This is a genomic window from Microbacterium xerophyticum (genome assembly GCF_053543555.1).
Genome location: NZ_JBLVOB010000006.1, coordinates 61,331 through 86,878 on the forward strand (window position 1 = coordinate 61,331; position 25,548 = coordinate 86,878).

General features: G+C 67.6%; 20 protein-coding genes. 16 read left to right on the plus strand and 4 right to left on the minus strand.

Translation table 11 applies throughout. The features are described from left to right. Positions 1–38: 38 nt before the first annotated feature. Positions 39–2,582 (minus strand): LamG-like jellyroll fold domain-containing protein, encoded by a 2,544-nt coding sequence (locus ACNPNP_RS06860; RefSeq protein ID WP_448965312.1) that lies wholly within the window; start codon positions 2,580–2,582, stop codon positions 39–41. A 293-nt stretch (positions 2,583–2,875) separates the two neighbouring features. On the opposite strand from ACNPNP_RS06860, the gene ACNPNP_RS06865 reads away from it, so the two are divergent. From ACNPNP_RS06865 to rbfA, 5 genes are all read left to right on the plus strand, one after another. Next, positions 2,876–4,930: a PhoX family protein gene (locus ACNPNP_RS06865; RefSeq protein WP_448965313.1), complete on the plus strand. Its 2,055-nt coding sequence runs from the start codon at positions 2,876–2,878 to the stop codon at positions 4,928–4,930. A 147-nt stretch (positions 4,931–5,077) separates the two neighbouring features. After that, positions 5,078–6,061 carry a transcription termination factor NusA gene (gene nusA / locus ACNPNP_RS06870; RefSeq protein ID WP_448965314.1) on the plus strand — a complete coding sequence of 328 codons (984 nt, stop codon included), beginning with the start codon at positions 5,078–5,080 and terminating at the stop codon, positions 6,059–6,061. 40 nt (positions 6,062–6,101) lie between these two features. Next, a complete protein-coding gene (locus ACNPNP_RS06875) occupies positions 6,102–6,374 on the plus strand; it encodes a YlxR family protein (RefSeq protein ID WP_448965315.1) in 273 nt (90 codons plus the stop codon). A 59-nt stretch (positions 6,375–6,433) separates the two neighbouring features. After that, on the plus strand, positions 6,434–9,184 hold the full coding sequence (gene infB, locus ACNPNP_RS06880; RefSeq protein ID WP_448965316.1) for a translation initiation factor IF-2: 2,751 nt from the start codon (positions 6,434–6,436) through the stop codon (positions 9,182–9,184). 62 nt (positions 9,185–9,246) lie between these two features. Continuing rightward, positions 9,247–9,681: a 30S ribosome-binding factor RbfA gene (rbfA, locus tag ACNPNP_RS06885; protein WP_448965317.1), complete on the plus strand. Its 435-nt coding sequence runs from the start codon at positions 9,247–9,249 to the stop codon at positions 9,679–9,681. Between the two features lie 11 nt (positions 9,682–9,692). Here the strand turns inward: rbfA and ACNPNP_RS06890 are convergent, their stop codons facing one another. Next, positions 9,693–10,592, minus strand: coding sequence for an HhH-GPD family protein (locus tag ACNPNP_RS06890; protein WP_448965318.1), 900 nt, complete (start codon positions 10,590–10,592; stop codon positions 9,693–9,695). A gap of 70 nt (positions 10,593–10,662) precedes the next feature. Between ACNPNP_RS06890 and truB the strand changes: the two genes are divergently transcribed. From truB to ACNPNP_RS06930, 8 genes are all read left to right on the plus strand, one after another. Then, complete coding sequence (truB, locus tag ACNPNP_RS06895; RefSeq protein ID WP_448965319.1) at positions 10,663–11,556, plus strand: tRNA pseudouridine(55) synthase TruB; 894 nt, start codon at positions 10,663–10,665, stop codon at positions 11,554–11,556. Beyond that, positions 11,553–11,921 (plus strand): hypothetical protein, encoded by a 369-nt coding sequence (locus tag ACNPNP_RS06900; RefSeq protein WP_448965320.1) that lies wholly within the window; start codon positions 11,553–11,555, stop codon positions 11,919–11,921. The genes truB and ACNPNP_RS06900 overlap by 4 nt, the downstream gene beginning before the upstream one ends. A 73-nt stretch (positions 11,922–11,994) precedes the next feature. Next, positions 11,995–12,405, plus strand: a complete 411-nt coding sequence (locus tag ACNPNP_RS06905; protein ID WP_448966137.1) for a hypothetical protein — start codon at positions 11,995–11,997, stop codon at positions 12,403–12,405. Further along, a complete protein-coding gene (locus ACNPNP_RS06910; RefSeq protein WP_448965321.1) occupies positions 12,402–13,358 on the plus strand; it encodes a bifunctional riboflavin kinase/FAD synthetase in 957 nt (318 codons plus the stop codon). The genes ACNPNP_RS06905 and ACNPNP_RS06910 overlap by 4 nt, the downstream gene beginning before the upstream one ends. 45 nt (positions 13,359–13,403) lie before the next feature. Continuing rightward, entirely contained in the window at positions 13,404–13,775 is a 372-nt protein-coding gene (locus tag ACNPNP_RS06915; RefSeq protein WP_448965322.1) for a hypothetical protein, read from the plus strand. A 158-nt stretch (positions 13,776–13,933) separates the two neighbouring features. After that, positions 13,934–16,069 (plus strand): DEAD/DEAH box helicase, encoded by a 2,136-nt coding sequence (locus ACNPNP_RS06920; protein WP_448965323.1) that lies wholly within the window; start codon positions 13,934–13,936, stop codon positions 16,067–16,069. Positions 16,070–16,282: 213 nt separating this feature from the next. Next, positions 16,283–17,311 carry a 6-phosphofructokinase gene (locus ACNPNP_RS06925; protein ID WP_448965324.1) on the plus strand — a complete coding sequence of 343 codons (1,029 nt, stop codon included), beginning with the start codon at positions 16,283–16,285 and terminating at the stop codon, positions 17,309–17,311. A 73-nt stretch (positions 17,312–17,384) separates the two neighbouring features. Then, positions 17,385–18,878, plus strand: coding sequence for a glycosyltransferase (locus ACNPNP_RS06930; protein ID WP_448965325.1), 1,494 nt, complete (start codon positions 17,385–17,387; stop codon positions 18,876–18,878). Positions 18,879–18,918: 40 nt separating this feature from the next. On the opposite strand, the gene ACNPNP_RS06935 is transcribed toward ACNPNP_RS06930, so the two are convergent. Both ACNPNP_RS06935 and ACNPNP_RS06940 read right to left on the minus strand, forming a co-directional pair. Continuing rightward, a complete protein-coding gene (locus ACNPNP_RS06935; protein ID WP_448965326.1) occupies positions 18,919–20,031 on the minus strand; it encodes an acyltransferase family protein in 1,113 nt (370 codons plus the stop codon). 39 nt (positions 20,032–20,070) lie between these two features. Further along, on the minus strand, positions 20,071–22,182 hold the full coding sequence (locus tag ACNPNP_RS06940; protein ID WP_448965327.1) for a S9 family peptidase: 2,112 nt from the start codon (positions 22,180–22,182) through the stop codon (positions 20,071–20,073). A 156-nt stretch (positions 22,183–22,338) separates the two neighbouring features. Between ACNPNP_RS06940 and ACNPNP_RS06945 the strand changes: the two genes are divergently transcribed. From ACNPNP_RS06945 to ACNPNP_RS06955, 3 genes are all read left to right on the plus strand, one after another. Continuing rightward, entirely contained in the window at positions 22,339–23,628 is a 1,290-nt protein-coding gene (locus ACNPNP_RS06945) for an inorganic phosphate transporter (protein ID WP_448965328.1), read from the plus strand. Beyond that, positions 23,625–23,960 (plus strand): peptidase, encoded by a 336-nt coding sequence (locus ACNPNP_RS06950; protein WP_448965329.1) that lies wholly within the window; start codon positions 23,625–23,627, stop codon positions 23,958–23,960. Before ACNPNP_RS06945 ends, ACNPNP_RS06950 begins: the two co-directional genes overlap by 4 nt. A 103-nt stretch (positions 23,961–24,063) precedes the next feature. Further along, a complete protein-coding gene (locus tag ACNPNP_RS06955) occupies positions 24,064–25,524 on the plus strand; it encodes an aspartate ammonia-lyase (RefSeq protein WP_448965330.1) in 1,461 nt (486 codons plus the stop codon). Positions 25,525–25,548 lie beyond the last annotated feature (24 nt).

Consider the following 25,548-nt stretch of genomic DNA (forward strand, 5'->3'; position numbering starts at 1 on the left):
TGAAGCGGATGCAGGCCACCTTTCGTCGTGTCAGCCGGTCAGCCGCGCATGCGCCGACGCGCGCGGACGGCGATCGCAGCACCGGCGGCGAGCAGCGCGCCGCCCAGCGCGAGCAGAGTCATCCAGACGCTCTGGTCGAGGCCGGTGGCGGGCAGTTCACCCTCCGCTGTGCCGCCGCCGCTTCCGGGAGCCGGTCCCGATCCGCCGTCCTCGCCCGGTGCGGTGGGGCTCGGAGTCGGAGTCGGAGTCGGCTCTGCGGCTGCGGCGATGGAGAACGGCACCGCGACAGGATCCGATGCGCGTGCACCGAGTGACTGCGTGAGCTGTGCGTCGTAGGAGCCGGCGGAGAGCCCGGTGAGCGTCAGCGTCCAGCGGCCGTCCTGGTCCACGACCGTGGTGCTCGAGGTCGGTGCGGCCTGCGCCGCGGCGACGGTCTCGACCGCGTCCTGCGCCACCGGCGCCGTGGTGTCGACCCGTACATCGGCCCCTGGCAGGCCGGTGCCGTCGAAGGTGACGGACTCGGTTCCGGCAGGCAGCGTCCCTGTGGGCGCCGAGGAGATCTGCAGCCCGGTCAGATCAGCGCGCTGGGTGAGCCATTCGGCAGGTGTCGTCGGGCGGTCGATGATGCGCGTCTCGCCGATGCACCCGTGCCAGCCGTTGCGTGCGGCGTCATCGACCCAATCCGCGCCGAGGATCCATGGCATCCCCTCGTTCCACGTCATCCCGACGGTGTCGACGGCGTTGCGGAGCACTGGTGCACCGTCGACGTACATCGTCGTGGTCTGCGTGTCGGGGTCGTTCACGATCGCGACGTGGGACCAGCTCCCGGTCATGATCTCACCCGACCAGTTCACTCGGTCGCCCTTGGAAGCATCTGCGGAGAGGCTGGAGTACTGGAACTCGCGCAGGTTCGAGATGCCGAGGGCCGTGGGCGATGCCGTGTAGTCCCACTGGCTGGGCGGCATCTCCGTCCACGAGCGGTTACCGCTGCGCACCAGCGCCTTGGACCAGCCGTTCTGCGACGCGGTCCAATCGGCGTCGAGCTTCACGAACGTCTCGATCGTGTAGCCATCGGAGAGGTCGACGTCGTTGACGGCGGCGTCCGCCGCAGTCGTCAGGTAGCTGTAGCGGGTCGCGGAGGAGTCCGCGAAGCACACGGCCGCACCGTCGGACGAGAAGCCGTGCACATCGGCGCTCTCGACGGTGACGTCGCCCCACTCGGCTCCGACCGCGTCGGTCGACGCGGGATCGACTCGACGCAGGTCGTTGTCGCCTGCGACGTCTTCGACCACCGCATCGGCGTCGACCACGCCGTCCAGGCCGTTGAAGCGCCAGTGGGCGACCGTACCGGCCGCTTCGACGAAGTCGCGCTCGTCGCCGGGCAGCTCGGTGGAGATCGGGTCTGGACCCTCGAAGCCGTCCAGCAGGAGGTCTCTGGCCCGCTGCGTCAGAGACGGCTCGTCAGGAGTGGCTCCATCACCGAAGGTCGGATTGAAACCGGCGAAGCGCTCCGTGAAGTCGATGTCGATGCCGTATTGCTGCTGCGTGCCCTCGAGGAACGGCTGGTCGTAACTGGTGAGCGTCTCCTGCGGCTTGGACACCACCCACGGTGACGCGGTCTGAGCCTCGATCCGTCCGTTGGTCAGATCGAACTCGAGCAGGCCGAGATAGCCGTTTCCGCCCTCGTACGCCATCTGGTAGTCGATCAGCACCTCGTGCACCTCGTGGCCGAAGTCGTTGATCTTCGTCAGCCGTGACGCGCCGTGGAAATGGCCGTTGAAGGTGAGGAAGATCTGGTCATTGCCCGCGATGAGCTTGTCCCAGAGCATCAGGCCGTACTCCGTCTCGCGAGGGGTCGCGCCGTCAGCCTCGACGTTGAGCACCTCGTGGCTGGTGAGGATCACCGGCACCGTCGGGTGCTCGGCCATCACCGAATCGGCCCATGCGAGAGTGGCCTCCGAGACGCGCCAGGGGAGCGTCAGCACCATGAACTCCTGGCCCTCCGCTTCGAAGATGTGGTAGCGGCTGAAGCCGGTCGGGTCGCTGCCCCGGTACGAAGGATCGGCTGCGGCGCGCTCGGTGCCGAACCACTTCAGGAACGGCTCGGCGGCCAGGTCGTAGTCGGTGTCGACGAGCGCGTCGTTGCTGTCGAGGACGTCGTGATTGCCCGTGAGGATCGAGTACGGCGCACCGGCCTGCTCCAGGTTCCTCATGGCGGCGTCCGCGGCCTGCCACTCCGCCTCCACAGTGGCGCGATCGACGACGTCGCCGACGTGAGCGGTGAAGGGGATGTGCAGCGTGTCGGCGTTGTCCGCGATCCACTGCGTCTGAGTGGCGAAGGGATCGGTCCCGTACCGGGGCTGGAACTGCTCGGCGGAGTACCTCGAGTAGAACTGCGTGTCCGGCAGGACGGCGAATGTGAAGCGCGACGCCAGGTCTGCGCCTTCGTCGGCAGCGGCGGGTGCTGAGGCGGGGGTGGACTGCGCTGAGGCGGGGGCGGCAGCCCCGAGGAGCAGACTCGTGATGAGACCGACGGCGAGGACGCCGGCCGTACATCGTGCCGCGAGTGCGACGGGGGACACAGGGAGTGATCGTGGTGATCGCAAGAGTGGATCCTTCGAGGAGGAACGGACGGGAGGACGTGGCGATCGGCCGGGTTGCTCCGGGATCGCCCGGGTGACTCACGTTCGTGTGCGCGGGTAGCCGAGAAGTGGCCGTTGCATCGACGTCGTATGACCCGTTGGCGACGAACACGGTGCTGATACGCGGAGACCTCCGGATGCCGGGCTTGCGGTCGCAACGGTTCAGCGGCCGTTCACACTCCGGTCACATGAGCCGACGATCCTGACCTGAGCACCCCGATGAGGAGGACTCGATGACCATTGCAGAACACATCCGCCGCCCGCTTCCGATGGCGGACCACGTGCGCGGCAAGCGCTCAGCCGTCACCTGCGAGCTGAAGTGCGCGAACGCGTGCCTCGGGCCGGAATGCAACACCTCGGCGAACCAGGACTTCCGCTCGATCGCCTCGGCCGTGTTCTCCCGACGTCAGCTGTTCGGCCTCGGCGCTGCCGCCGCCGTCGCGATCGCCGTCGGCGTCGACCGCGCGGCACCGGTGTCCGCTCCGGGCGCCGCGGGCGTCGGGGGCCTCGGCGTCTCCACCGGCAAGCCGGGAACCGCAGGGCTCTCCTTCGGACCGATCGCCTCCGTGCCTGCCGATGTCGACGCCTTCACCGTGCCGGACGGCTACACGTGGCAGCCGCTGATCCGATGGGGCGACCCGCTGTTCTCGCGGACGCCGGCCTTCGACATCCTCGGTCAGACGGCCGAGGCGCAGGAGGGCCAGTTCGGTTACAACAGCGACTACCTCGACATCATCCCCGACCCGAGCGGCAAGACCGGCGTCCTCGTGAACAACCACGAGTACGTCAACCCGAACCTCATGTTCCCGGCCACCACCGACGCGGCCGAACTGCAGCGCCGCGGCGAGATCTACAAGGCCGCCCAGGGGATGTCGGTCGTGGACATCGCCCGTCGAAAGGTCGGAGAGCCGTGGGCGTACGTCGTCGACGGCCGGCGCAACCGCCGCATCACGGTCGAGACGGTGTTCGAGCTCACCGGGCCCGCCGCAGGGTCGGACCTCGTCAAGACCGCAGCGGACCCCGAAGGCCGATGGGTGCACGGCACCCTCGGCAACTGCGCCGGCGGCACGACGCCCTGGGGGACGGTGCTGTCGGGCGAGGAGAACTTCAACGGGTACTTCGCCTGGGCGGCCGACACCGCGGAGCAGAAGCGCTACTCGAACTCGAGCACGACGTCGACGTCGACCGGGTGGGAGGCCTACGACCCGCGCTTCGACGCCCACGACCCCGACTACGTCAACGAGCCCAATCGCTTCGGGTACATCGTGGAGGTCGACCCGCAGGATCCGAACTCCACGCCGCGCAAGCACACGGCCATGGGGCGTCTCAAGCATGAGGGCGCGAACGTGCACGTGGCGGAGGACGGCCGCGTCGTCGCGTACATGGGCGACGACGAACGAGGCGACTATCTCTACAAGTTCGTGTCGAAGAACCGGATCTCGGGCTCTCGGAAGAAGAACCTGAACCTGCTCAGCGAGGGCGACCTCTACGTCGCGACGTTCCGCGGCAACTCGCCGGCCGCCGAGATCGTCGGCACTGGATCGCTTCCCGCCGACGGTGCGTTCGACGGCACAGGCGTCTGGGTGCCGCTGACGCAGGGCGGCAAGAGCGCGGTTCCCGGATTCACCACCGAGCAGGTGCTGGTGTACACCCGCCTCGCCGCGGACGCGGTCGGTGCGACGAAGATGGACCGACCGGAGGATGTCGAGCCGAATCCGCTCACCGGAAAGGTGTACGTGGCACTCACGAACAACTCCGGCCGCACGGCCCTCGACGAAGCGAACCCCGTCACCGGCAACAGGTACGGTCACGTCATCGAGCTCACCGAGACCGCAGGTCAGTCCGGAACGACGTTCGGCTGGAGCATCCTGCTGCTGTGCGGTGATCCCGCCACCTTCGACAACGCCTACTTCGCGGGCTTCCCGAAGGAGCTCGTGTCGCCGATCTCCTGCCCGGACAACGTCGCCTTCGACTCGGAGGGCAACCTGTGGATCTCGACCGACGGCGCCCCGAGCACGATCGGACGCGCAGACGGCCTGTTCAAGGTGCCGCTCACCGGGTCCGAGCGCGGGCACGTTCAGCAGTTCCTCGCGGTGCCGCGTGACGCCGAGACCTGCGGACCCGTCATCCACGACAAGGAGGGGCTGGTCTTCGTCGCCGTGCAGCACCCGGGCGAGGACGGCACTTTCGAGGCTCCGAACTCGCTGTTCCCCGACTACGGCTCGAGCGCGCCCGGCGATGTGTCGAACGCACCGCGACCGGCCGTGATCCAGTCGTACCGCGTGTGATCTGAGACGAGAGGCGATCGCCAGGAACTCCCGGCGATCGCCTCTCGCGTGCATGCGAGAGTGTCACGCGACGGCGTACACGGGGTATCGTTGTACGGATGTCGCGCGTGCGAACCTGCGCGACGAGAGCTGAATAGGGAGGCCGTTATGGACATCGAATTGGGGCTGCTGCGCGGGATCGAGAAGGAGAAGGCGATTCCCTTCGACGAGCTCGTCGCGATCATCGAGCAGGCCGTTCTGACGGCATACGGCAAGCACGTCTCGGAAGAGGGCGCCATCCCTGAAGGGGTTCGGGTCGAACTCGACCGCAAGACCGGGCACGTCGCCGTGCTTCAGCCGGTCAAGGACGACGACGGCGCGATCATCGGTGAAGAGGACGCCACCCCTGACGACTTCGGTCGCATCGGCGCGTTCGCCGCCAAGCAGGTCATCAGCCAGCGCCTGCGCGACATCGCGGACGAAGCCGTTCTCGGCGAGTTCAAGGGCAAGGAAGGCGACATCGTCGCCGGCGTCATCCAGCAGGGGCCGAACCCGCGCATGATCCACGTCGACCTCGGCAGCGTCGAGGCGATCCTGCCTCCTGAGGAGCAGGTCCCCGGTGAGGACTACGCGCACGGCTCTCGCCTGCGCGTCTACGTCACGGCGGTCGCGAAGGGTCTCAAGGGGCCGCAGATCACGGTCTCGCGCACCCACCCCGGCCTCGTGCGCAAGCTGTTCGCACTCGAGGTGCCGGAGATCGCCGCTGGGCTCGTCGAGATCGTCTCGCTCGCACGCGAAGCCGGCCACCGCACCAAGATCGCCGTCAGGTCGGACGACCCGTCGATCAACGCCAAGGGGGCCTGCATCGGAGAACTCGGGCGCCGCGTCCGCGCCGTCACCGAGGAGCTCGCGGGAGAGAAGATCGACATCGTCGATCACGACGTCGACCTCGCCACCTTCGTCGCCCACGCGCTCTCCCCGGCGAAGGTCACGAGCGCCTTCGTGCTCGACGCGAACACCAAGGCCGTGCGCGCTCTCGTACCCGACTACCAGCTTTCTCTCGCCATCGGCAAGGAGGGCCAGAACGCCCGACTCGCAGCCAAGCTGACCGGTGCGAAGATCGACATCCAGCCCGACAGCATCCTGGACTGAGGTCGAGTCGCGGAATCGGGACCCGACGGCGCAGTGTAAGATGGAACCTGTACGAACATGCGTGGGTTGTCGCGTGCGTGCTTCCCGATCCGCTCTTCTCAGGGTGGTGGTCACCGACGGCGTCCTCATCATCGATGAGCGCGCCGCGATGACAGGGAGGGGCGCCTGGCTCCATCCGACGCGGGAATGCATGGAAGCCGCTCTGCGGCGCCGCGCTTTCGCACGAGCCCTCCGTGTGTCCGAACCACTGGACACGCAGACCATCGAGAAACGGCTGAATGGCTATGGAAACAAAGTGAACGGCTCGAAATGAGACCCGTCCGCAACTAGTGGTCTGCCCTGCCTGGGTGGACCGACCCAGACAGGAGAATTGTGGCTGCCAAACCACGCGTACACGAGATCGCCGCTGAGCTCGGCGTCGACAGCAAGTTCGCACTCGCAAAGCTGAAGGAGCTCGGCGAGTTCGTCAAGAGCCCTTCGTCGACCATCGAGCCCCCCGTGGCTCGCAAGCTCCGTGCGGCCATCGAGGCCGACGGCGCCGCGGCGCCCAAGGCGGAGGAGAAGCCTGCTGCAGCGAAGCCCGCCGCGGCGAAGCCCGGTGCGGCCAAGCCCGGTCCGAAGGCACCGACCCCCGGACCCAAGCCCGGCCCGAAGCCGGCACCCGAACCTGCGCCAGCGCCCGCCGAAGCACCGGTCGCCGCTGCGCCCGCTCCGGCTGCCGAGACGCCTGCTGCGGAGGCGCCTGCCGCCGCCGCACCGTCCGATGACAAGGGAGCACCGAAGCCCGGTGCCCCGCGTCCGGGCAACAACCCCTTCTCGTCCGCTCAGGGCATGGGGCAGCGCCCCACCGGACCCCGTCCGGGCAACAACCCCTTCGCATCCGCTCAGGGCATGGGCCAGCGCCCGACGCCGGGGAACATCCCGCGTCCGCAGGCTCCGCGCCCCGGGGCACCCCGCCCTGGCGCACCGCGTCCTGGCTCGCCCCGTCCCGGCGCTCCCCGCTCCGGCGGTCCCGGTCGTCCCGGTGGTGCACCGTTCCAGCAGCGCTCCGGCGGCCCCGGCCGTCCCGGCGGTGCCGGTGGTGCGCCAGGCGGCGGTCCCGGCGCTCGTCCGGGTGGCGGCTTCGCAGGTCGCCCCGGTGGCGGCGGTGGCCGCGGCCGTGGACCCGGTGGCGGAACCGCAGGTGCCTTCGGCAAGGGAGGCGGCAAGTCCAAGCAGCGCAAGTCGCGTAGGGCGAAGCGGCAGGAATTCGAGATGCGGTCGGCTCCGGTCGTCGGTGGCGTCAACGTCACCCGCGGCAACGGAGAGATCATCCGCATGCGCCGCGGCGCGTCCATCGCCGACTTCGCGGACAAGATCGAGACGCTGACCGGTTACACCGTGCAGCCTGGAACCCTTGTCACGATCCTCTTCAACCTCGGCGAGATGGCCACGGCCACCGAGTCGCTGGACGAGGCGACCTTCGAGGTCCTCGGCGAGGAGCTCGGCTACAAGATCCAGATGGTCTCGCCCGAGGACGAGGACAAGGAGCTCCTCGAGGGCTTCGGCCTCGACCTGGCCAAGGAGCTGGAGGAGGAGAGCGAGGACGACCTCGAGATCCGCCCGCCGGTCGTCACGGTCATGGGTCACGTCGACCACGGTAAGACGCGCCTCCTCGACGCGATCCGCAAGACCAACGTCATCGAGGGTGAGGCCGGAGGCATCACCCAGCACATCGGTGCCTACCAGGTCTGGACCGAGCACGAGGGCCACGAGCGCGCGATCACCTTCATCGACACCCCGGGTCACGAGGCGTTCACCGCCATGCGTGCCCGTGGTGCGCAGGTCACCGACCTCGCGATCCTGGTGGTCGCGGCCGACGACGGCATCATGCCGCAGACGGTCGAGGCGCTCAACCACGCCCAGGCGGCCGAGGTCCCGATCGTGGTCGCGGTCAACAAGGTCGACAAGCCCGACGCCAACCCGGCGAAGGTTCGTCAGCAGCTGACCGAGTACGGTCTCGTCGCCGAGGAGTACGGCGGAGATGTCATGTTCGTCGACGTCTCGGCACGTGCCGGCACGGGTATCCAGGAACTCCTGGACGCCGTGCTGCTCGCGGCCGACGCCGGCCTCGACCTGACCGCGAACCCGAACAAGTCCGCACGTGGTGTCGCCATCGAGGCGAAGCTCGACAAGGGCCGTGGTTCGATCGCGACCGTCCTCATCCAGTCCGGAACGCTGCGCGTCGGCGACTCGATCGTCGCGGGCACCGCATACGGCCGTGTCCGTGCGATGCTCGACGAGAACGGCGAGGCCGTCGAAGAGGCGGCTCCGTCGCGTCCGGTGCAGGTGCAGGGTCTGAACTCCGTGCCGCGCGCCGGTGACGTCTTCATCGTCACCGAGGAAGACCGCATGGCCCGCCAGATCGCTGAGAAGCGTGAAGCGGTCGAGCGCAACGCCCTGCTGGCCAAGGCCCGCAAGCGCATCTCGCTCGAGGACTTCACCCGTGCGCTCGAAGAGGGCAAGGTCGAGACGCTCAACCTCATCATCAAGGGCGACGTGTCCGGTGCCGTCGAGGCGCTGGAGGAATCGCTGCTCAAGATCGAGGTCGACGACACGGTCCAGTTGCGCATCATCCACCGCGGTGTGGGTGCTGTCACGGAGTCTGACGTGAACCTGGCGACGATCGACAACGCGATCATCGTGGGCTTCAACGTCCGCCCCGACCCCAAGGCCCGTGAGGCTGCGGCTCGTGAGGGCGTGGATGTCCGGTTCTACTCGGTCATCTACTCCGCGATCGACGAGATCGAGAGCTCCCTCAAGGGCATGCTCAAGCCGGAGTTCGAAGAGATCCAGTCCGGTGTCGCCGAGATCCGCGAGGTGTTCCGCTCCTCCAAGTTCGGCAACATCGCCGGTGTCATCGTGCGATCGGGAACGATCACGCGCAACGCCAAGGCCCGCATCATCCGCGACGGTGTCGTGCTCGCCGATGGCCTCGCCATCGAGTCGCTGCGCCGCTTCAAGGACGACGTCACCGAGGTGCGTACGGACTTCGAGGCCGGTATCGGTCTCGGCAAGTTCAACGACATCCAGATCGGCGACGAGATCGAGACAACGGAGATGGTCGAGAAGCCTCGCGGCTGATCGCATCACTCATGAGGGGCGCCCGAGGGCGCCCCTCATTCGTCACACGGAAGAAGAAGGAAATGGCTGGAGAACGACAGGCACGTCTGGCGGATCGCATCCGCGTCATCCTGGCGGAGCGCCTCGAGCGGGGTCTGCGCGACCCGCGGCTCGGCTTCGTCACCATCACCGACGTCCGCGTCTCCGGTGATCTGCAGCACGCATCGGCCTTCTACACGGTGCTCGGCACCGATGAAGAGCGGGCCTCGAGCGCTGCCGCACTCGCGTCGGCGACGGGTATGCTGCGCAGCGAGGTGGGCAAGCAGCTCAGCACCCGCCTGGTGCCGACCCTCGAGTTCATCCCCGACGCGCTCCCCGAGAACGCCGACAACATCACGGCGTTGCTCCGTCAGGCGCAGGAGCGTGACGCCGAGGTGGCCAGGCTCGCCTCCTCAGCCACGCACGCCGGCGATGCGGATCCCTATGTGCGCTCCGAAGAGGACGACCAGCAGCAGTGATCCGCGGCTGATCAGCGGGGGAGCCGGAGCAGGTGCTCCGACGCCTCGGCGAGTCCGTCCGCGATGAGGGAATCGATCGCACGATCGCGCTGCACGGCATCCGCCCAGTCGTGGATGACCGCATCGAGCGGCAGCTCACCGGCGACCGCGTCGCGCAGCGCCTTCAGCACTGCACCGCGGGCCTGCCGATCGGAGCCCTCGTACCTGGCCTGTCTGCGGCGCTCGTCCCCGGTGTCGGGAAATCCGGATGAGGCCCACACGCAGTCGCCCGCTATCGGGCAGCGCCCGCACCCCGGCGTCCGCGACGTGCACACGGTGGCGCCGAGCTCCATCATGGCGGCGTTGAACACGGCGGATTCCTCATCCGATTCGGGAAGCAGCGCCCCCATGACGACAAGGTCCCGACGTGCGGCCGGCCCGGGTTGGGATCGTCCTTCGATCGCACGGGCGATGACGCGGCGCGTGTTGGTGTCGACGACAGGATGCCGGTCACCGAATGCGAACGCCGCCACGGCCCTGGCGGTGTAGTCGCCGATCCCTGACAGTGCGAGAAGTGCATCCACATCGCGCGGCACTTCACCGGCGTGACGTTCGGTGATCTCGATCGCGGCGCGGTGCAACCACAGTGCCCTGCGCGGATATCCCAGATTCGCCCATTGGAGCACGACCTCCGCGGGCGTCGCCGCCGACATCGCGGTCGGTGTGGGCCAACGGGCGAGCCACGCCTCCAGATGAGGGATGACCCTGGTCACGGGTGTCTGCTGCAGCATGAACTCGCTGACCAGCGTGCCCCATGCGCCGAACCGCTCATGGAACTCCGGCTGACGCCACGGAAGGTCCCTGGCCTCAGCGAGATACCAGTCCGCGAGCAGCGTGGGCAGGTGCGAGGAGGGTGTCGAGGTCGCAGGCACCTCGCCAGCCTATGCGGAATGCCCTGTGGCAGCGCTCCGGCGCGCTCGTGGTCGTCGGTAGGCTGGGGGGATGGTCGCACCCGGCATTCTTCTCGTTGACAAACCAGGCGGGCTGACCAGCCACGACGTGGTCGCACGGACGCGGAAGGCGTTCGGAACCCGCAAGGTCGGGCATGCGGGAACGCTCGATCCGATGGCGACGGGCCTGCTGGTGATCGGGATCGAAGGCGCGACACGGCTGCTCACCTACGTGGTCGGCGCGGACAAGACGTACACATCGACGATCCGGCTCGGTCAGACGACAGGGACGGATGACGCAGAGGGCGAGATCACGCGCACAGCCGATGCGGCCGATGTGGCCGCGGTCACGGGCGAGCAGATCAGGGCGGGGATCGCCGCGCTCACGGGCGAGATATCCCAGGTGCCGAGCGCCGTCTCCGCCATCAAAGTCGACGGCCGTCGCGCCTATGATCTCGTCCGAGCAGGTGAACAGGTCGAACTCAAGGCGAGGCAGGTCACCGTGTCGCGGTTCGATGTCATCGAGGAGCGTCGCAGCGCAGGCGTCATCGAACTCGACGTGGTCGTGGACTGCTCCTCGGGCACCTACATCCGCGCACTCGCACGCGATCTCGGCGAGGCTCTCGGCGTCGGGGGGCATCTGACCGCGCTCCGTCGCACGAGGATCGGTCCGTTCGACGTCGTCGACGCGGTCGGGCTGGATTCGCTTGCGGGCGCGACGACGCTGACTCCGGCCGACGCCGCGGCGTCGATCCTGCAGCCCCTCGCGGTCACCGAGGACGATGCGCGCGACCTTCGGCACGGCAAGCGACTCAAGGATCAGGCCTCGAGGCTCGACGACGTGCTCGCTGCGGCCATCGATCCCGACGGTGCGCTCGTCGGGATCGTCGAGAAACGCGGCGGGGATCTCAAGAGTGTGATGAACATGCCGGAGAGTGCACGATGATCCTCTGGTTCACGACCGTCCAGATCGTCGTCGCCGTCGCGGCCGGCCTCTTCTGCATCATCGCCGGGCTCGCCCGACGGCGACCGAGCGACCTCTCGGTGGGGGCGCTCGCGCTCGTCGAAGTGCTTCTCGTCGTGCAGATCATCATGGCGATCATCGCGCCGTTCGCAGGGAACCCGCCGTCGGGCGATCTGCTGGAGTTCTGGGTCTACCTCGTCTCCGCCGCTCTCCTGCCGATCGGGGGCGTGATCTGGGCACTGCTGGAGCGCAGCCGCTGGAGCACGGTGATCCTCGGCGTCGTCGCGCTGGCCGTGGCGATCATGCTGTGGCGGATGCAGGTGATCTGGACCATCCAGATCGGTTGATGCGCGGCGCTCGAGCGCGGCTCGCGCGCTTAGGATGGAGGATGCTATGAGCATCACCGCAACCCGCAATCGGATGACCGGCATCGGCCGTGTCCTCGTCATCGTCTACGCCGTGATGGCTCTGGCTGCCACGGGTCGCAGCTTCGTGCAGATCGTGCGGAAGTTCGATGAGGCGCCGCTCGCCTACTCGCTCTCGGCGATCGCCGCCGTCGTTTACATCCTCGCCACTCTGGCGCTGGTGCTCGCCGGCCGTCGTGGCTGGTACACGATCGCGTGGGTCGCCATCCTCTTCGAACTGGCCGGAGTCGTCGTCGTGGGCATCCTGAGCCTCGCCGTGCCCGAGCTGTTCCAGCACGATTCGGTCTGGTCGGTCTTCGGGCGCGGATACCTGTTCATTCCGCTGGTGCTGCCCATGTTCGGCATCTGGTGGCTGCGCACGCACCGTCCCGTCGACGCGGCACTCCCGGTGGAGGCGAAGGCGTGATCGTCTTCCGCGATCCGAGCGAGGTGCCAGCCGACTTCGGGCCTTCGGTTGTCGCGATCGGCAAGTTCGACGGCGTTCACGCCGGACACCGTGCGGTCATCGAGCGCCTGAAGGCGGATGCCGCGGCATCCGGTGCACGCGCGGTAGCCGTGACCTTCGATCGCAATCCGCTGGCGCTGCTGCGTCCGGAGATCTGCCCTGAGAACGTCGTGTCGGTGGAGCGCAAGCTCGCGCTCCTCGGCGAGCTCGGTCTCGATGCGACCCTGCTGCTGACGTTCGATCGCGCCCTTGCATCTCGTACTCCGGAGCAGTTCGTCGAGGAGTTCCTGGTCGCCGCGTTGCACGTGTCGACCGTGCTCGTCGGTCGCGACTTCCGTTTCGGCCGCGGGGGAGCGGGTACTCCTGAGCTGCTGGCAGAGCTCGGGCCGACGTACGGGTTCACGGTCGACGTCGTCGATGACGTGTATCTGGACGACTCGGAGCGCCGGGTCTCGTCCAGCTGGATCCGCGAACTGCTGGCCGAGGGCGACGTGCGCACAGCAGGGGACGTGCTCGGTCGTCCGGTCGACGTCCGCGGCGAGGTCGTCCACGGGCTCAAGCGCGGACGCGAGCTCGGCTTCCCGACCGCGAACCTGTCCGAGATCGTCGACGCGCTCGTCCCCGCCGACGGCGTGTACGCGGGCTGGCTCGTGGATCACGACACGAGGACCCGATACCCGGCGGCGGTCTCCGTCGGGACGAACCCGACCTTCGACGACGTTCTGGTGCGTCAGGTCGAGGCGCACGTGCTCGACCACGACGCGCTCGATCTGTACGGGCACGATGTCACAGTGGAGTTCACCGAACGGCTGCGGGGCATGGTGGCCTTCGAAGGCATCGAGGCGCTCATGGCGCAGATGGCGACCGATGTGGTGGCGGCGCGCGCCCTGCTGACAGGCGAAGTGCGCACGTAGGCGAAAAGCATTCCGCTCGGACCTCGTCAGCGCTACGCTTGCGCCGTGAGTCCTTGGGAGATCGTACTCGCCGTCGCGGATGCCCCGAAGGCGCCGAACCTGTGGGGAGCGCTGGGGTGCGCCATGGCCTACGCCGCGGCGCTGCTGGCGGCGCTGGACGCCTTCGCCGACATGCTGCTGGCCCGTGGGACGACGGCGTCGGCGTTCGGGCCCGCTCACGGGCTGAAGTTCGGTGGCAAGCTCGCCGCCGCGGGCATCACTGTCGTCTCCGCCGGAGCCGTGCTGGCGCTCGATTCGAACTGGTTCGCGTTCACTGTCCTGTCGGTCGTGTTCGTCGTCGTGGTCTCGGCGGCGGCGCTGGTGATGCGCCGCACTGCGAGGAACGGGCGCGTGCAGGCGGAGATCGCCCCGCGATGACGTAAACTAACGGCAGGTCTTCTTCCGCGGAGCGCCACAACGGCGCCACGAGGATGACCGCACAACGTTCGCACCGTCCTGGCTGGCGCCACACGCGGACGACACGTACGGCACGGACCGCCTGTCATGGCGATTCGGTACTCACGCTCAGGAGGAGCATGCCGACTACGGCAACCGCCGCTACGCGGCGAAAGAAGACGTCGCGTCGTGATGACGAGGCCCCGCTGATCCCGATCCTCGCGCGCAAGGTCCGAGAGATCGAGGCCAAGGCGCAGCGCGGCAAGCTGGGACCCACGAACCGCGTGAAGTTCCAGGTGATCGCCTTCCTCGTGCGCGAGGAGCGCGCCAGGGTCAAGACGGACGCGGCCTTCACCGATTCTGCTCGGGCCGAGCTGCTCAAGCGGCTCGACGGCGTCGCGACGATACTGGCGAAGACCGCTGCACGGGACACCTCCCTCATCCAGCTGCTCGAGGCCGACTCGGCCACGAGCCCCGTCGCGAAGCGCATGCGCCGCGACTGGCTGCTCGAGTCCGGTGCCGAGCTCGCACCGGAAGAGCTCATCATCACCGACATCGCGCCCGTGCAGGCTCCGGTCGTGCCCGCCGCGCTGGCCGACCGCCAGGTGATCCCGCCCGCCGTGGAGTCCAGGCAGCTCGCCAACCCGTTCCTCGCGCCGGATCTGACCCCTCGCCAGCCGACAGCGCCCCGGCGCAGGCTGGACGACTGGGAACTCATGGGTCCGCTGTACAAGGCGTTCGAGACCGGTGCAGGCGGATCGTCGGCGACTATGGAGCTGCCTCCGACGCCGGAGTACGATCACGTCTCGCCCAAGGGCCTCGAGGTCATGGTGCACCAGTCGCGGTTCCTGGAATCCGTGCGTCACGGCCACCGCAGCTTCCTGCTCGCAGACGAACCGGGCCTCGGCAAGACAGCTCAGTCCGTCCTCGCCGCGTCCATCGCCGACGCGTACCCGCTTCTCGTGGTCGTCCCGAACGTCGTGAAGATGAACTGGGCCCGCGAGGTCGAGCGGTGGACGCCGCAGCGCCGCGCCACCGTCATCCAGGGCGATGGCACGGATGTCGACGCGTTCGCCGACGTCTTCATCGTCAACTACGAGATCCTCGACAGGCACCTGTCGTGGCTCGGCTCGATCGGCCTCAAGGGCATGGTCGTCGACGAGGCGCACTTCATCAAGAATCTCTCGTCCCAGCGCTCGCAGAACGTGCTCGCGCTGGCGTCGCGGATACGCGAGCGCACGCGCGATCCGCTCATGATGGCGCTCACGGGTACACCACTGATCAACGACGTCGAGGACTTCGACGCGATCTGGCGCTTCCTGGGCTGGACCACCGGCGACAAGCCGGGTGCCGAGCTCATGCGCAAGCTGGACGACACAGGACTCACCCCGGCGGACAAGGCCTTCTACGCCGAGGCGCGCGACGCCGTGATTTCGATGGGCATCGTCCGTCGCAAGAAGAAGGACGTCGCGGCCGACCTGCCGGACAAGCTCATCGCCGACCTGCCCGTGCAGTTGGACGACGAGTTCGGTCGCGGCATCCGCCAGGCCGAGCGCGAGCTGGGGGAGCGACTCGCAGCCAAGTACCGTCGCATCGTTCAGGCACGCGGCGATCGCGGCCTCGAGCCCGGCGAGATCGACGAGGACATCGTCCGTCTTGTCGCCCACAACGAGCTGGAGGAGTCGAAGGCGGCGGGAACCGGTGGAGACAACGTCTTCACCATGGTGCGCAAGATCGGTCAGGCCAAGGCTCAGCTCGCGGCGGACTACGCCGCTCAGCTGCAGCGCTCGGTGGGCAAGGTCGTCTTCTTCGCCAAGCACATCGACGTCATGGACCAGGCCGAAGCCCATTTCAGGGCATCCGGCATCCGTTACGTGTCGATCCGGGGCGACCAGACGACGCCTGCGCGCCAGCAGGCGATCGACGACTTCAACGGCGACGAGAGCGTCGGGATCGCGGTCTGCTCCCTGACAGCCGCCGGCGTCGGCCTGAACCTGCAGGCGGCGTCCAACGTCGTCCTCGCGGAACTGAGCTGGACGGCAGCCGAGCAGACGCAGGCCATCGACCGCGTGCACCGCATCGGGCAGGACGAGCCGGTGACCGCATGGCGGATCATCGCCGCTCACACGATCGACACGAAGATCGCCGAGCTCATCGATCAGAAGCAGGGCCTCGCAGCCCGTGCTCTCGATGGTGAGACCGTGGAGGCGGCGGCCAGCGAGTCGGTCCAGCTCTCCGCGCTCATGCATCTGCTGCGACAGGCTCTCGACGCCTGAGGGGGCCGTCACGAGCGCTAAAGAATCGCGCTTCTTGACGGCGATTCACGGTCTTCGGCGCGGCGTCTGCGGAAGATCGATCGTTCGCCGCATATCGCGGCGCAAGATCATCGTTTTTCGCGGCCGCTGAATGGCGTCGGTCGATGATGCCCACTAGGGTCGAGAGCAGGCAGCGTCGCCCGTCCCCCTCCCGAAACGTCCGAAGGCATCAGCATGAAGATCGGCATCCTCACCAGCGGCGGCGACTGCCCCGGCCTCAACGCGGTCATCCGCGGCATCGTGCTCAAGGGCACGACCTCGTACGACCTCGAGTTCGTCGGCATCCGCGACGGATGGCGCGGCGTCGTCGAGGGTGATTTCATGCCGCTCACCCGTCACGAGGTCAAGGGACTCTCCAAAGTCGGCGGCACGATCCTGGGCACCAGCCGCACGAACCCGTACGAGGGGGAGCGCGGTGGTGCCGACAACATCGCCAAGACGCTCTACGGGCACAAGATCGACGGCATCGTCGCCATCGGCGGCGAGGGAACCCTCGCAGCCGCTGACCGGTTGTCGAAGGACGGGCTCAACGTACTGGGCGTGCCGAAGACCATCGACAACGACCTTCGAGCGACCGACTACTCGTTCGGTTTCGACACCGCGGTGAACATCGCCACGGACGCGATGGATCGGCTTCGCACCACCGGAGACTCGCACCAGCGCTGCATGGTCGCCGAGGTCATGGGCCGCCACGTGGGGTGGATCGCGTTGCACGCCGGCATGGCGGCCGGTGCCCACGTGATCTGCATCCCCGAGGTGCCGATGTCGATCGACGAGATCGCCGAGCTGGTCACGAGCGCTCACGATCGTGGTCGCGCGCCCCTCGTCGTGGTCTCGGAGGGGTTCAAGCTCGAAGGCATGGATGAGGCGTTCAGCGACAAGGGTCTGGACGCCTTCAATCGCCCGCGGCTCGGTGGCATCGGCGATCAGCTCGCTCCCGCGATCGAGCGGATCACCGGCATCGAAACCCGCGCGACGATCCTGGGTCACATCCAGCGAGGCGGTTCGCCCTCCGGATTCGACCGCGTGCTCGCCACGCGCCTCGGCCTGCACGCCGCAGACGCGATCATGGAGGGAGCCTGGGGCAAGATGGTCGCCATGAAGGGAACCGACATCGTTCGGGTGCCGTTCGAGGAGGCTCTCGGGGAGCTCAACACCGTGCCGCGCTACCGCTACGACGAGGCCGCTGCGCTCTTCGGCTGAACATCGCCCGCGCTCAGCGAGCGCACAGCGCACCCACAGGCGAGGTGAATGCTGACCGCCTATCGTCGCTTCGATGATGCGCGCAGATTCACGTCTTCCCCACGGCAGGCACTTCGCCCTGACCTGGGGGATCAGCGATCATTACGGCGGCATGACCAATGCCATGCTGCGACGCTCGCGGTCCTTCAAGCGGCTGGGCGGCGTCGACGTCGACATTCTCACGCTCGATGATCGCGCCGACTATCACCTGCTGGATTCACGACTGCGCGCGGCCGGCGAACTGATCGAGGGGGTGCGGATCCGCAACCTCTGGGACGATCTTCGCCGTCGGCCGCCGAGGGCGAAGGGCACGGCGGCCGACCCGGTCGAGCCGCTCACGCCTGCCGAAGACGATGTGGTGTCCGAGTGCGACGGTGTGGTCATCGCCCGGCAGCGCTCTCAGGCGGACGGCGGCCCGGTCGCGGTGGATCGGTTCCGTCGTGACGGAACCCTGCTCGCCACCGAGCGCTCGGGAACCGACACGCGGCACATCGTTGTGTACGCGGAGGACGGTACTCCGATCCGGTCGTGGAGATCGAAGTGGAGTCTGTACCGATGGTGGTTCGATCGGTTGACGGCGGGGAAGACCAGCTACCTGCTGGTCGATTCGAAGACCGCTGCCCCGTGCGTCGCCGGCTATCGGAGGGAGAACGTGACGACCGTCCACATCGTGCACGCGTCTCACCGGCTGCGCGGACGAGCGGGGACGTTGCGGGCGTCGCGCGCAGCCGTTCTGCGGCGGGCGGAGGAGTTCGACGACATCGTCGTCCTGACGGAGAGGCAGCGGTCGGACCTTGAGGAGGATCTCGCTGCCATCGACGTCAGAGCCAGGATCCGCGCGATCCCGAACGAGGTGGATCTCCTCGAGGCGTCCGGACGCCCTCGTTCCGACGCATGCGGTGTCGTCGTCGCCTCCTTGGACACCCGCAAGCGCCTGAAGCATGCAGTGGATGCCGTGACGCGGGCGCACGCGGTCGATCAGCGGATCAGCCTCGATCTCTACGGCGACGGGCCGCGGGAGCGTGAGATCCGCGCACATGTCGCGAAGCGCGGCGTCGAGGAGCACGTCCGGTTCCGAGGATTCGACCCCGACGCCCGTGCGGCCTTCCAGACCGCGGGATTCAGCCTTCTGACCTCCACCTCGGAGGGGCTCCCGCTCGTACTGATCGAGAGCATGGCCGCGGGCTGCATCCCGATCGCGTACGACATCCGATACGGCCCGGCGGACATGATCCACGACGGCGTCGATGGATTCCTCGTCCCCGAGGGAGACGTGGGGAAGATGGCGGAGCGGATCCTCGAACTCCAGTCGATGCCGGCAGCCCGTCTCGAGTGCATGAGGAGGCGGGCGATGTCACGAGCCGCGGAGTTCTCCGAGGCGGCGGTGACCCGTCAGTGGGCGCGGGAACTGCGCGCGGCGTTCGACGCGAAGCGGATCGCCTCCGCGCGCGAGCAGCCGCTGCGCGTGCGCGTGCGGCGACGCGCAGGAGTCGTACGCAGGCGGATCCAGTGGATGACAGGGCGCTGACAGGCCGGTCACGCAGCATTCGCGCGGTGTCACCGTGTGGTCATGCGGTGGGGCTCCGTCGCCCGGCGATGCGGCTTCCCACTCGGCGCGCCAGCGTGTGCGACGGACGCTCCACCCACCGGTAGAACAGTGCAGAGACGCCGAGCGACAGCGGCAGCCCGATGAGGCACACCAGCCACCATCGCTCGGCGCCGAGCAGGTAGCCCAATGTCCCGAGGACGGGTGCGTGCACGAGGTAGAGGCTGAACGAGATCCTGCCCAGCCACAGCGCCGTCGGACGCTCGCACGCACGGCGCAGGAAGGGCCACACGATCGCGAGCAGCACTATGAGCGCCGCGCCCACCCCGGCGAGCCCCCAGATCACGTCCTCGACGGGCGCCGGGTAGACGCCGACGACCGGTCGTGCCAGCCAGCTGGCGATGAGCAGCACCGCGGCCACCGCGGCGAGGATCGGCCAGAGCGACCTGGCGTGCAGGCGCTGCGAGAACTCGCGGATGCCGTCGAGATTGACGGCGATGACGGTTCCGAGCAGGAACACCGGAAAGTACACGAGCGCGTCGATGTCGAGCACCCGCCCGGCGACGGTGGCGACTGCGGCCAGCACGGCGAGGTACGCGCTCGCACGGCGGAAACGGATCGCGAGCCACACGAACACCGGGAGCAGAAGTGAGAAGAAGAGCTCCCATCGCAGCGACCACAGCACGTTGTCGATGTCGTACGACGCCGGAAGCAGAGATGCCTCCGCCAGAAAGGAACCGGGTGAGACCGAGGTCGCCTGTGCGTCGCGCAGCCAGGAACCCTCGGGCATGGCAGAGGCGTCCCGAGGGATCGCGACGATCAGCACGGTCGCGAGGATCAAGGCTCCGACCACCGGGAGATACAGCCGGAGCAGGCGGGACGGGTAGTAGCGGGCCCACGTGAAACCCGTTCGCAGAGCAGGCAGTGCGACGACGAGACCCGACAGTGCGAAGAAGACGAGAACCGCCTCCGTACCAGGGAACAGCAGCTTGAGCGGACTCTGCGTCAGCCACGCCCACCCCGTCTCGCTCATCTCAGGACGTGCGATGAGCGAGAGGTGGTAGAGCACGACGGCGAGAGAAGCGAGTCCTCTCAGTCCGTCGAGACCTGTGATCCTGGTTGAGCTGTCGGACATCCCGCGCCATGCTAGGCGCCGGATCTGCGAGCGGCCTGATCAGTCGGTGGATGCGCTGCCGGCGAGACCGAGGGTGTCCAGCATCCAGGCGAGTTCGAAAGCACGCTCCTTCCAGGCGTTGTACCGTCCGCTCACGCCGCCGTGGCCTGCTGCCATCTCGCATTTGAGCAGCACGTCTTCGGCGCCGGCCTCGCGAAGCCGTGCGACCCACTTGGCCGGCTCCACGTACAGCACACGGGTGTCATTGAGCGATGTCATCGCCAGGATGCGCGGGTAGGCGACGCCGTCCCGCACGTTCTCGTAGGGCGTGTACGACTTCATGTATGCGTAGACGTCCGCGTCGTGCAGCGGATCGCCCCACTCGTCCCACTCGATGACGGTGAGCGGCAGCGAGGGGTCGAGGATGCTGGTGAGCGCGTCGACGAACGGCACGGATGCGAGGATCCCCGCGAACCGTGTCGGCGCCAGATTCGCGACCGCGCCCATCAGCAGGCCGCCGGCGCTTCCGCCCTCCGCGACGAGCCGCTCGGGGGTCGTCATACCGCTGGTGATGAGATGCTCGGCGCACGCCACGAAGTCGGTGAAGGTGTTGCGCTTGTTCATCAGCTTGCCGTCGTCGTACCAGGTGCGGCCCATCTCACCGCCACCGCGCACATGCGCGACCGCGAAGATCACGCCGCGATCGAGCTCGGAGAGCCTGGCGACCGAGAACCCGGGATCGATCGAGTGCTCGTACGATCCGTATCCGTACAGGTGGACGGGGCGAACCCCTTCTCCCGGCGCACCGAACGACTTCTTCCAGACCAATGAGATCGGCACCTGTATGCCGTCGTCCGCTGTCGCCCACGCCCGCTCCTGGCCGTACTCGTCCGCCGAGTAACCTCCGAGCACCGGCTGTCGCTTGCGCAGCACGAGCTCACGAGTGGCCAGATCCAGGTCGTACACCGTGCTCGGGGTGACGAAGGACGTGTAGCCGAGGCGGAGGAAGGGCGAGTGCCATTCCGGGTTGCCCGACGGCCACGCGGAGAACAGCGGCTCGTCGAACCCGAGTTCGTCGACGGCGTCATCCGCGTAGTCCAGCAGTCCGATCCGCTCGAGCCCCTCGCTGCGGTAGCCGACGACGGCGTGGTCGCGGAAGCAGTCGACTCCGAGGATGCGGCGCCCCGCCTCGTGCGCCATGACGACACGGCGTGCGCCCTGCGGATCGTCCGCCGCGACGGAGACGAGTTCGAAATCGACGGAGTCCTGATTGTGCAGGATCAGCAGCCGATCCTGTCCGTCGATCACGGCGTGCTCGAGGGAGTACTCCACGCCCTCGGTGCGCGGCCAGACGAGTCGCGGCTCTGCCGTGATCTCGCCCTCGAGGTCGACGAGGTACTCCTCGCTCGTGATGCTGGAGCCGACGCCGATCACGAGGTAGCGCCGGCTGCGCGTGATCCCCGCGCCGAGCCAGAAGCGCTCATCGCTCTCGTGGAAGAGTTTCACGTCGTCCTCGACGGGCGTGCCGATCACGTGCAGCCACAGCGTGTCCGGACGCCAGGCGTCGTCGCGTGTCGTGTAGATGATGCCCGTGCCGTCCGGAGTGAAGAAGCCGCCGCCGGTCTTCGGGATCTCGTCATCGAGGGTCTCGCCGCTGACCAGATCGCGGACCTTGATCGTGTACAGCTCGTCGCCCTCGTAGTCCGGCGCCCACAGCATCCTGGTCGCGTCGTCCGACGTGTCGAAGGAGCCGAGCGAGAAGAACTCGTGGCCCTCCGCCTCGACATTGCCGTCGAGGAGGATCTGCTCGCCGGGGACGGGGACCCCGGGCTCGAGCACCGGGGGAGTCCAGTCGTCCTTCGCCGCCGCTGCGCGGCATTGGATGCCGTACTGCGAGCCCTCCTCGCTGCGGCTGTAATACCACCAGTCGCCCTTGCGCGTCGGGACCGAAAGATCCGTCTCCTGCACGCGTCCCTTGATCTCCTGGAACAGCGTCTCGCGCAGACCTTCGAGATGTGCGGTCCTGCTGTCGGTGTACGCGTTCTCCGCCTCGAGATGTCCGATGACCTCGGCGGAATCCTTCTCTCTGAGCCACTCGTACGGGTCCTCGAAGGTGTCACCGTGATGTGTGCGGGTGTGGGCGCGGCGGGCTGCGATGGGGGCGTTGGTCACCGTTCCACGCTAGCTCAGGTCGAGTTGACCGGAGCCGGGCAGGGTGCGAGGATTTATCGGGGCCGGTTAACGGAAGTCAAACCCACGGTGAACTCTTCGTTCATCACGCCGATCACGTCGGCAGCTCTCTTCCAATCACACAACCGAAAGCGAACGGTGGAAACCGCAGCCCTCATCGTCGTGCTGGTCATCGCACTGGCTCTCTTCTTCGACTTCACCAACGGCTTTCACGACACCGCGAACGCCATGGCCACCCCGATCGCGACGGGTGCCCTCAAGCCCAAGACCGCGGTGCTCCTCGCAGCCGTGCTCAACCTCATCGGCGCATTCCTGTCGACCGAGGTCTCCAAGACCGTCTCGCACGGCATCATCAACGAGGACGCGATCAGGGACTCGGGGGCCGAACTCTTCCTCTCCGTGATCTTCGCCGGACTCATCGGCGCCATCACGTGGAACATGCTCACCTGGCTGCTCGGGTTGCCGTCCAGCTCGTCGCACGCGCTGTTCGGCGGACTCATCGGCGCGACCCTGGTCGGCGTCGGACTCGGCGGCATCGACTTCGGGATGGTGCTCTCGAAGATCGTCCTCCCTGCGCTCATCGCGCCGATCACGGCGGGCATCATCGCCTTCGTCGCGACGAAGATCGCCTATTCGATCACCCGGCGCTATGACAACAAGCCGGACGGCCGAGACGGCTTCCGCTGGGGCCAGATCTTCACATCGTCCCTGGTCGCGCTCGCGCACGGAACGAACGATGCGCAGAAGACCATGGGCGTCATCACCCTCGCGCTCATCACCGTCGGCTGGCAGAGCTCTGACCAGGCGGACCCCTACTTCTGGGTCATCTTCGCATGTGCGTTCACGATCGCGCTCGGCACCTATCTCGGCGGCTGGCGCATCATCCGCACACTGGGCAAGGGCCTCACCGACGTCAAGCCCGCACAGGGCTTCGCCGCGGAGAGCTCGACTGCGGCGACCATCCTCGCGTCCAGCGCCCTCGGCTTCGCACTCTCGACCACCCAGGTCGCATCCGGGTCGGTGATCGGCTCTGGCCTCGGTCGTCGAGGGTCCACGGTGCGGTGGCGGACCGCCGGCCGTATCGGCATCGGCTGGCTGCTCACGCTTCCCGCTGCGGCAGCGGTCGGTGCGGTGGCGGCGCTGCTCGTGGTCTGGTGGGGCACCTGGGGTGTCGCGATCGACGCCGTTCTCGCTCTGGTCATCATCGTCGGCCTGTTCCTGCGCTCGCGCCGCAACGCGGTGACGGCTGACAACGCCATGAGCGACGTTGCCGAGTCCGGACTCGCTGTCGAGCTCCCCGACATGCCGCCGCCGACCAGGCGACAGCTGCGCATCGAACAGGCGCGGGCCGAGGCGAAGGCCCGTGCCGATGCGAAGGCCGACGCGAAGGCGAAGGCGAAGGCGGCGAAGAAGGGCGGTACGCGATGAGCGTCGAGATCGACTGGCTCGCCTTCGTGCAGGTGTTCGCCGCGGCTCTGATCGGCGCGACGGCGATCGTGACCTTCTACGCACTCGGTCTGCGGCTGCTCGTCCGCGCCGGGCATGCACCGGTCGTGAGCCCTGCGGAGTTCACCGACGCGATCACCGTGATCAGTGAGAAGGAAGCCAGGCGCGCCGCGAAGCAGGCTGCAAAGGCGGCGAGGAAGAGCCCGCTCACCGATGGGCAGAAGCGCGTCGCGCTCGCGGGCGCGTACGGCTGCTTCGCCCTGTGCGCGGTCGCCGTGATCGGCGGCATCCTCGTGATCGTGATCGGCCACTGATCGGACGACGGAGCGGCGTCTCAGAACCCGTCGGTGCGGACCGGCGGCATAGACTGGACGCATCCCCTCGTTCCTGATCCGCCACCACCCACAAGGATGTGACATGGCTTCTGCCGCGCCCGCTCTGACCCGCACCGAGACCGACTCCCTCGGGAGCATGGAGATCCCCGTCGACGCGTACTGGGGTATTCACACCGCCCGCGCAGACGCGAACTTCCCGATCACGAAGCGACCGATCTCGGTGTATCCGGATCTCGTCCGTGCGCTCGCGATGGTGAAGCAGGCCAGTGCCAGGGCGAACAAGGAGATCGGCACCCTCGATGCGATGAGGGCCGATCTCATCGACGCCGCGGCGCAGCGGGTGATCGACGGCGAGTTCCACGATCAGTTCACGGTCGGCGTCATCCAGGGCGGGGCCGGCACCTCGACGAACATGAACGCGAACGAGGTGATCACCAACATCGCCCTGGAGGCGGCTGGACGCGAGAAGGGCGACTACGAGTTCCTGTCTCCGATCGACCACACCAACCGCAGCCAGTCCACCAACGACGTCTATCCGACGGCCGTGAAGATCGGCCTCTCGCTCACTCTGCGCTCCCTGCTCGACGAACTCGATCTGCTGCGCAGATCCTTCCTGAGCAAGGCCGTCGACTTCCACGACATCCTGAAGGTGGGACGCACTCAGCTGCAGGACGCCGTGCCGATGACGCTCGGCCAGGAGTTCCACGGGTTCGCGACGACACTGGGCGAGGATCACAGTCGTCTGACCGAGAACGCCTCATTGATGTTCGAGATCAACATGGGTGCGACCGCGATCGGCACCGGCATCACCACGCACGCCGACTACGCGCCCGCGGTGCTCAAGCACCTGCGCGAGATCACGGCTCTCGATCTGGAGACCGCGACCGACCTGGTCGAATCCACCAGCGACACCGGCGCCTTCATGTCGTTCTCCTCGTCCCTGAAGCGCAACGCGATCAAGCTCTCGAAGATCTGCAACGATCTGCGCCTGCTCTCATCGGGCCCGCAGGCGGGTCTCGGTGAGATCAATCTCCCTGCCAAGCAGGCCGGATCGAGCATCATGCCGGGCAAGGTCAACCCGGTGATCCCCGAGGCCGTGAACCAGGTGGCGTTCGCGGTGGTCGGTGCAGACATGACCGTGACGATGGCAGTCGAGGCCGGACAGTTGCAGCTCAACGCCTTCGAGCCCGTCATCGCGCATTCGATCTTCCAGTCGATCACCTGGATGCGGCAGGCGATGTGGACACTGCGCGTCAACTGCGTCGACGGCATCACGGCGAACACCGATCGCCTCGGCGCGATGGTCGGTGCCTCGGTGGGCGTCATCACCGCGCTCACGCCGTTCATCGGCTACGCCGCAGCCGCAGCCCTCGCCAAGACCGCACTGCTGACGAACCGCAACGTCGCCGACCTCGTCGTCGAAGCAGGACTCATGTCGCGCGAAGAGGTCACCAAGCAGCTCTCGCCCGCGCGATTGTCCGGCTTGGAGGCCGTGACCGCTGCGATCACCGTGATTCCGCCGGAGGGCCTGATCGAGATCTGATCATCTTCGGTGGAGCCCCGCTCC

Bases quoted from the DNA above. Each gene is read 5' to 3' on its own strand.
- ACNPNP_RS06865 (WP_448965313.1), top strand. From the start codon at position 2,876: ATGACCATTGCAGAACACATCCGCCGCCCGCTTCCGATGGCGGACCAC.
- nusA (WP_448965314.1), top strand. From the start codon at position 5,078: ATGGACATCGAATTGGGGCTGCTGCGCGGGATCGAGAAGGAGAAGGCG.
- ACNPNP_RS06875 (WP_448965315.1), top strand. From the start codon at position 6,102: ATGGAACCTGTACGAACATGCGTGGGTTGTCGCGTGCGTGCTTCCCGA.
- rbfA (WP_448965317.1), top strand. From the start codon at position 9,247: ATGGCTGGAGAACGACAGGCACGTCTGGCGGATCGCATCCGCGTCATC.
- truB (WP_448965319.1), top strand. From the start codon at position 10,663: ATGGTCGCACCCGGCATTCTTCTCGTTGACAAACCAGGCGGGCTGACC.
- ACNPNP_RS06900 (WP_448965320.1), top strand. From the start codon at position 11,553: ATGATCCTCTGGTTCACGACCGTCCAGATCGTCGTCGCCGTCGCGGCC.
- ACNPNP_RS06905 (WP_448966137.1), top strand. From the start codon at position 11,995: ATGACCGGCATCGGCCGTGTCCTCGTCATCGTCTACGCCGTGATGGCT.
- ACNPNP_RS06920 (WP_448965323.1), top strand. From the start codon at position 13,934: ATGCCGACTACGGCAACCGCCGCTACGCGGCGAAAGAAGACGTCGCGT.
- ACNPNP_RS06925 (WP_448965324.1), top strand. From the start codon at position 16,283: ATGAAGATCGGCATCCTCACCAGCGGCGGCGACTGCCCCGGCCTCAAC.
- ACNPNP_RS06930 (WP_448965325.1), top strand. From the start codon at position 17,385: ATGATGCGCGCAGATTCACGTCTTCCCCACGGCAGGCACTTCGCCCTG.
- ACNPNP_RS06935 (WP_448965326.1), bottom strand. From the start codon at position 20,031: ATGTCCGACAGCTCAACCAGGATCACAGGTCTCGACGGACTGAGAGGA.
- ACNPNP_RS06950 (WP_448965329.1), top strand. From the start codon at position 23,625: ATGAGCGTCGAGATCGACTGGCTCGCCTTCGTGCAGGTGTTCGCCGCG.
- ACNPNP_RS06955 (WP_448965330.1), top strand. From the start codon at position 24,064: ATGGCTTCTGCCGCGCCCGCTCTGACCCGCACCGAGACCGACTCCCTC.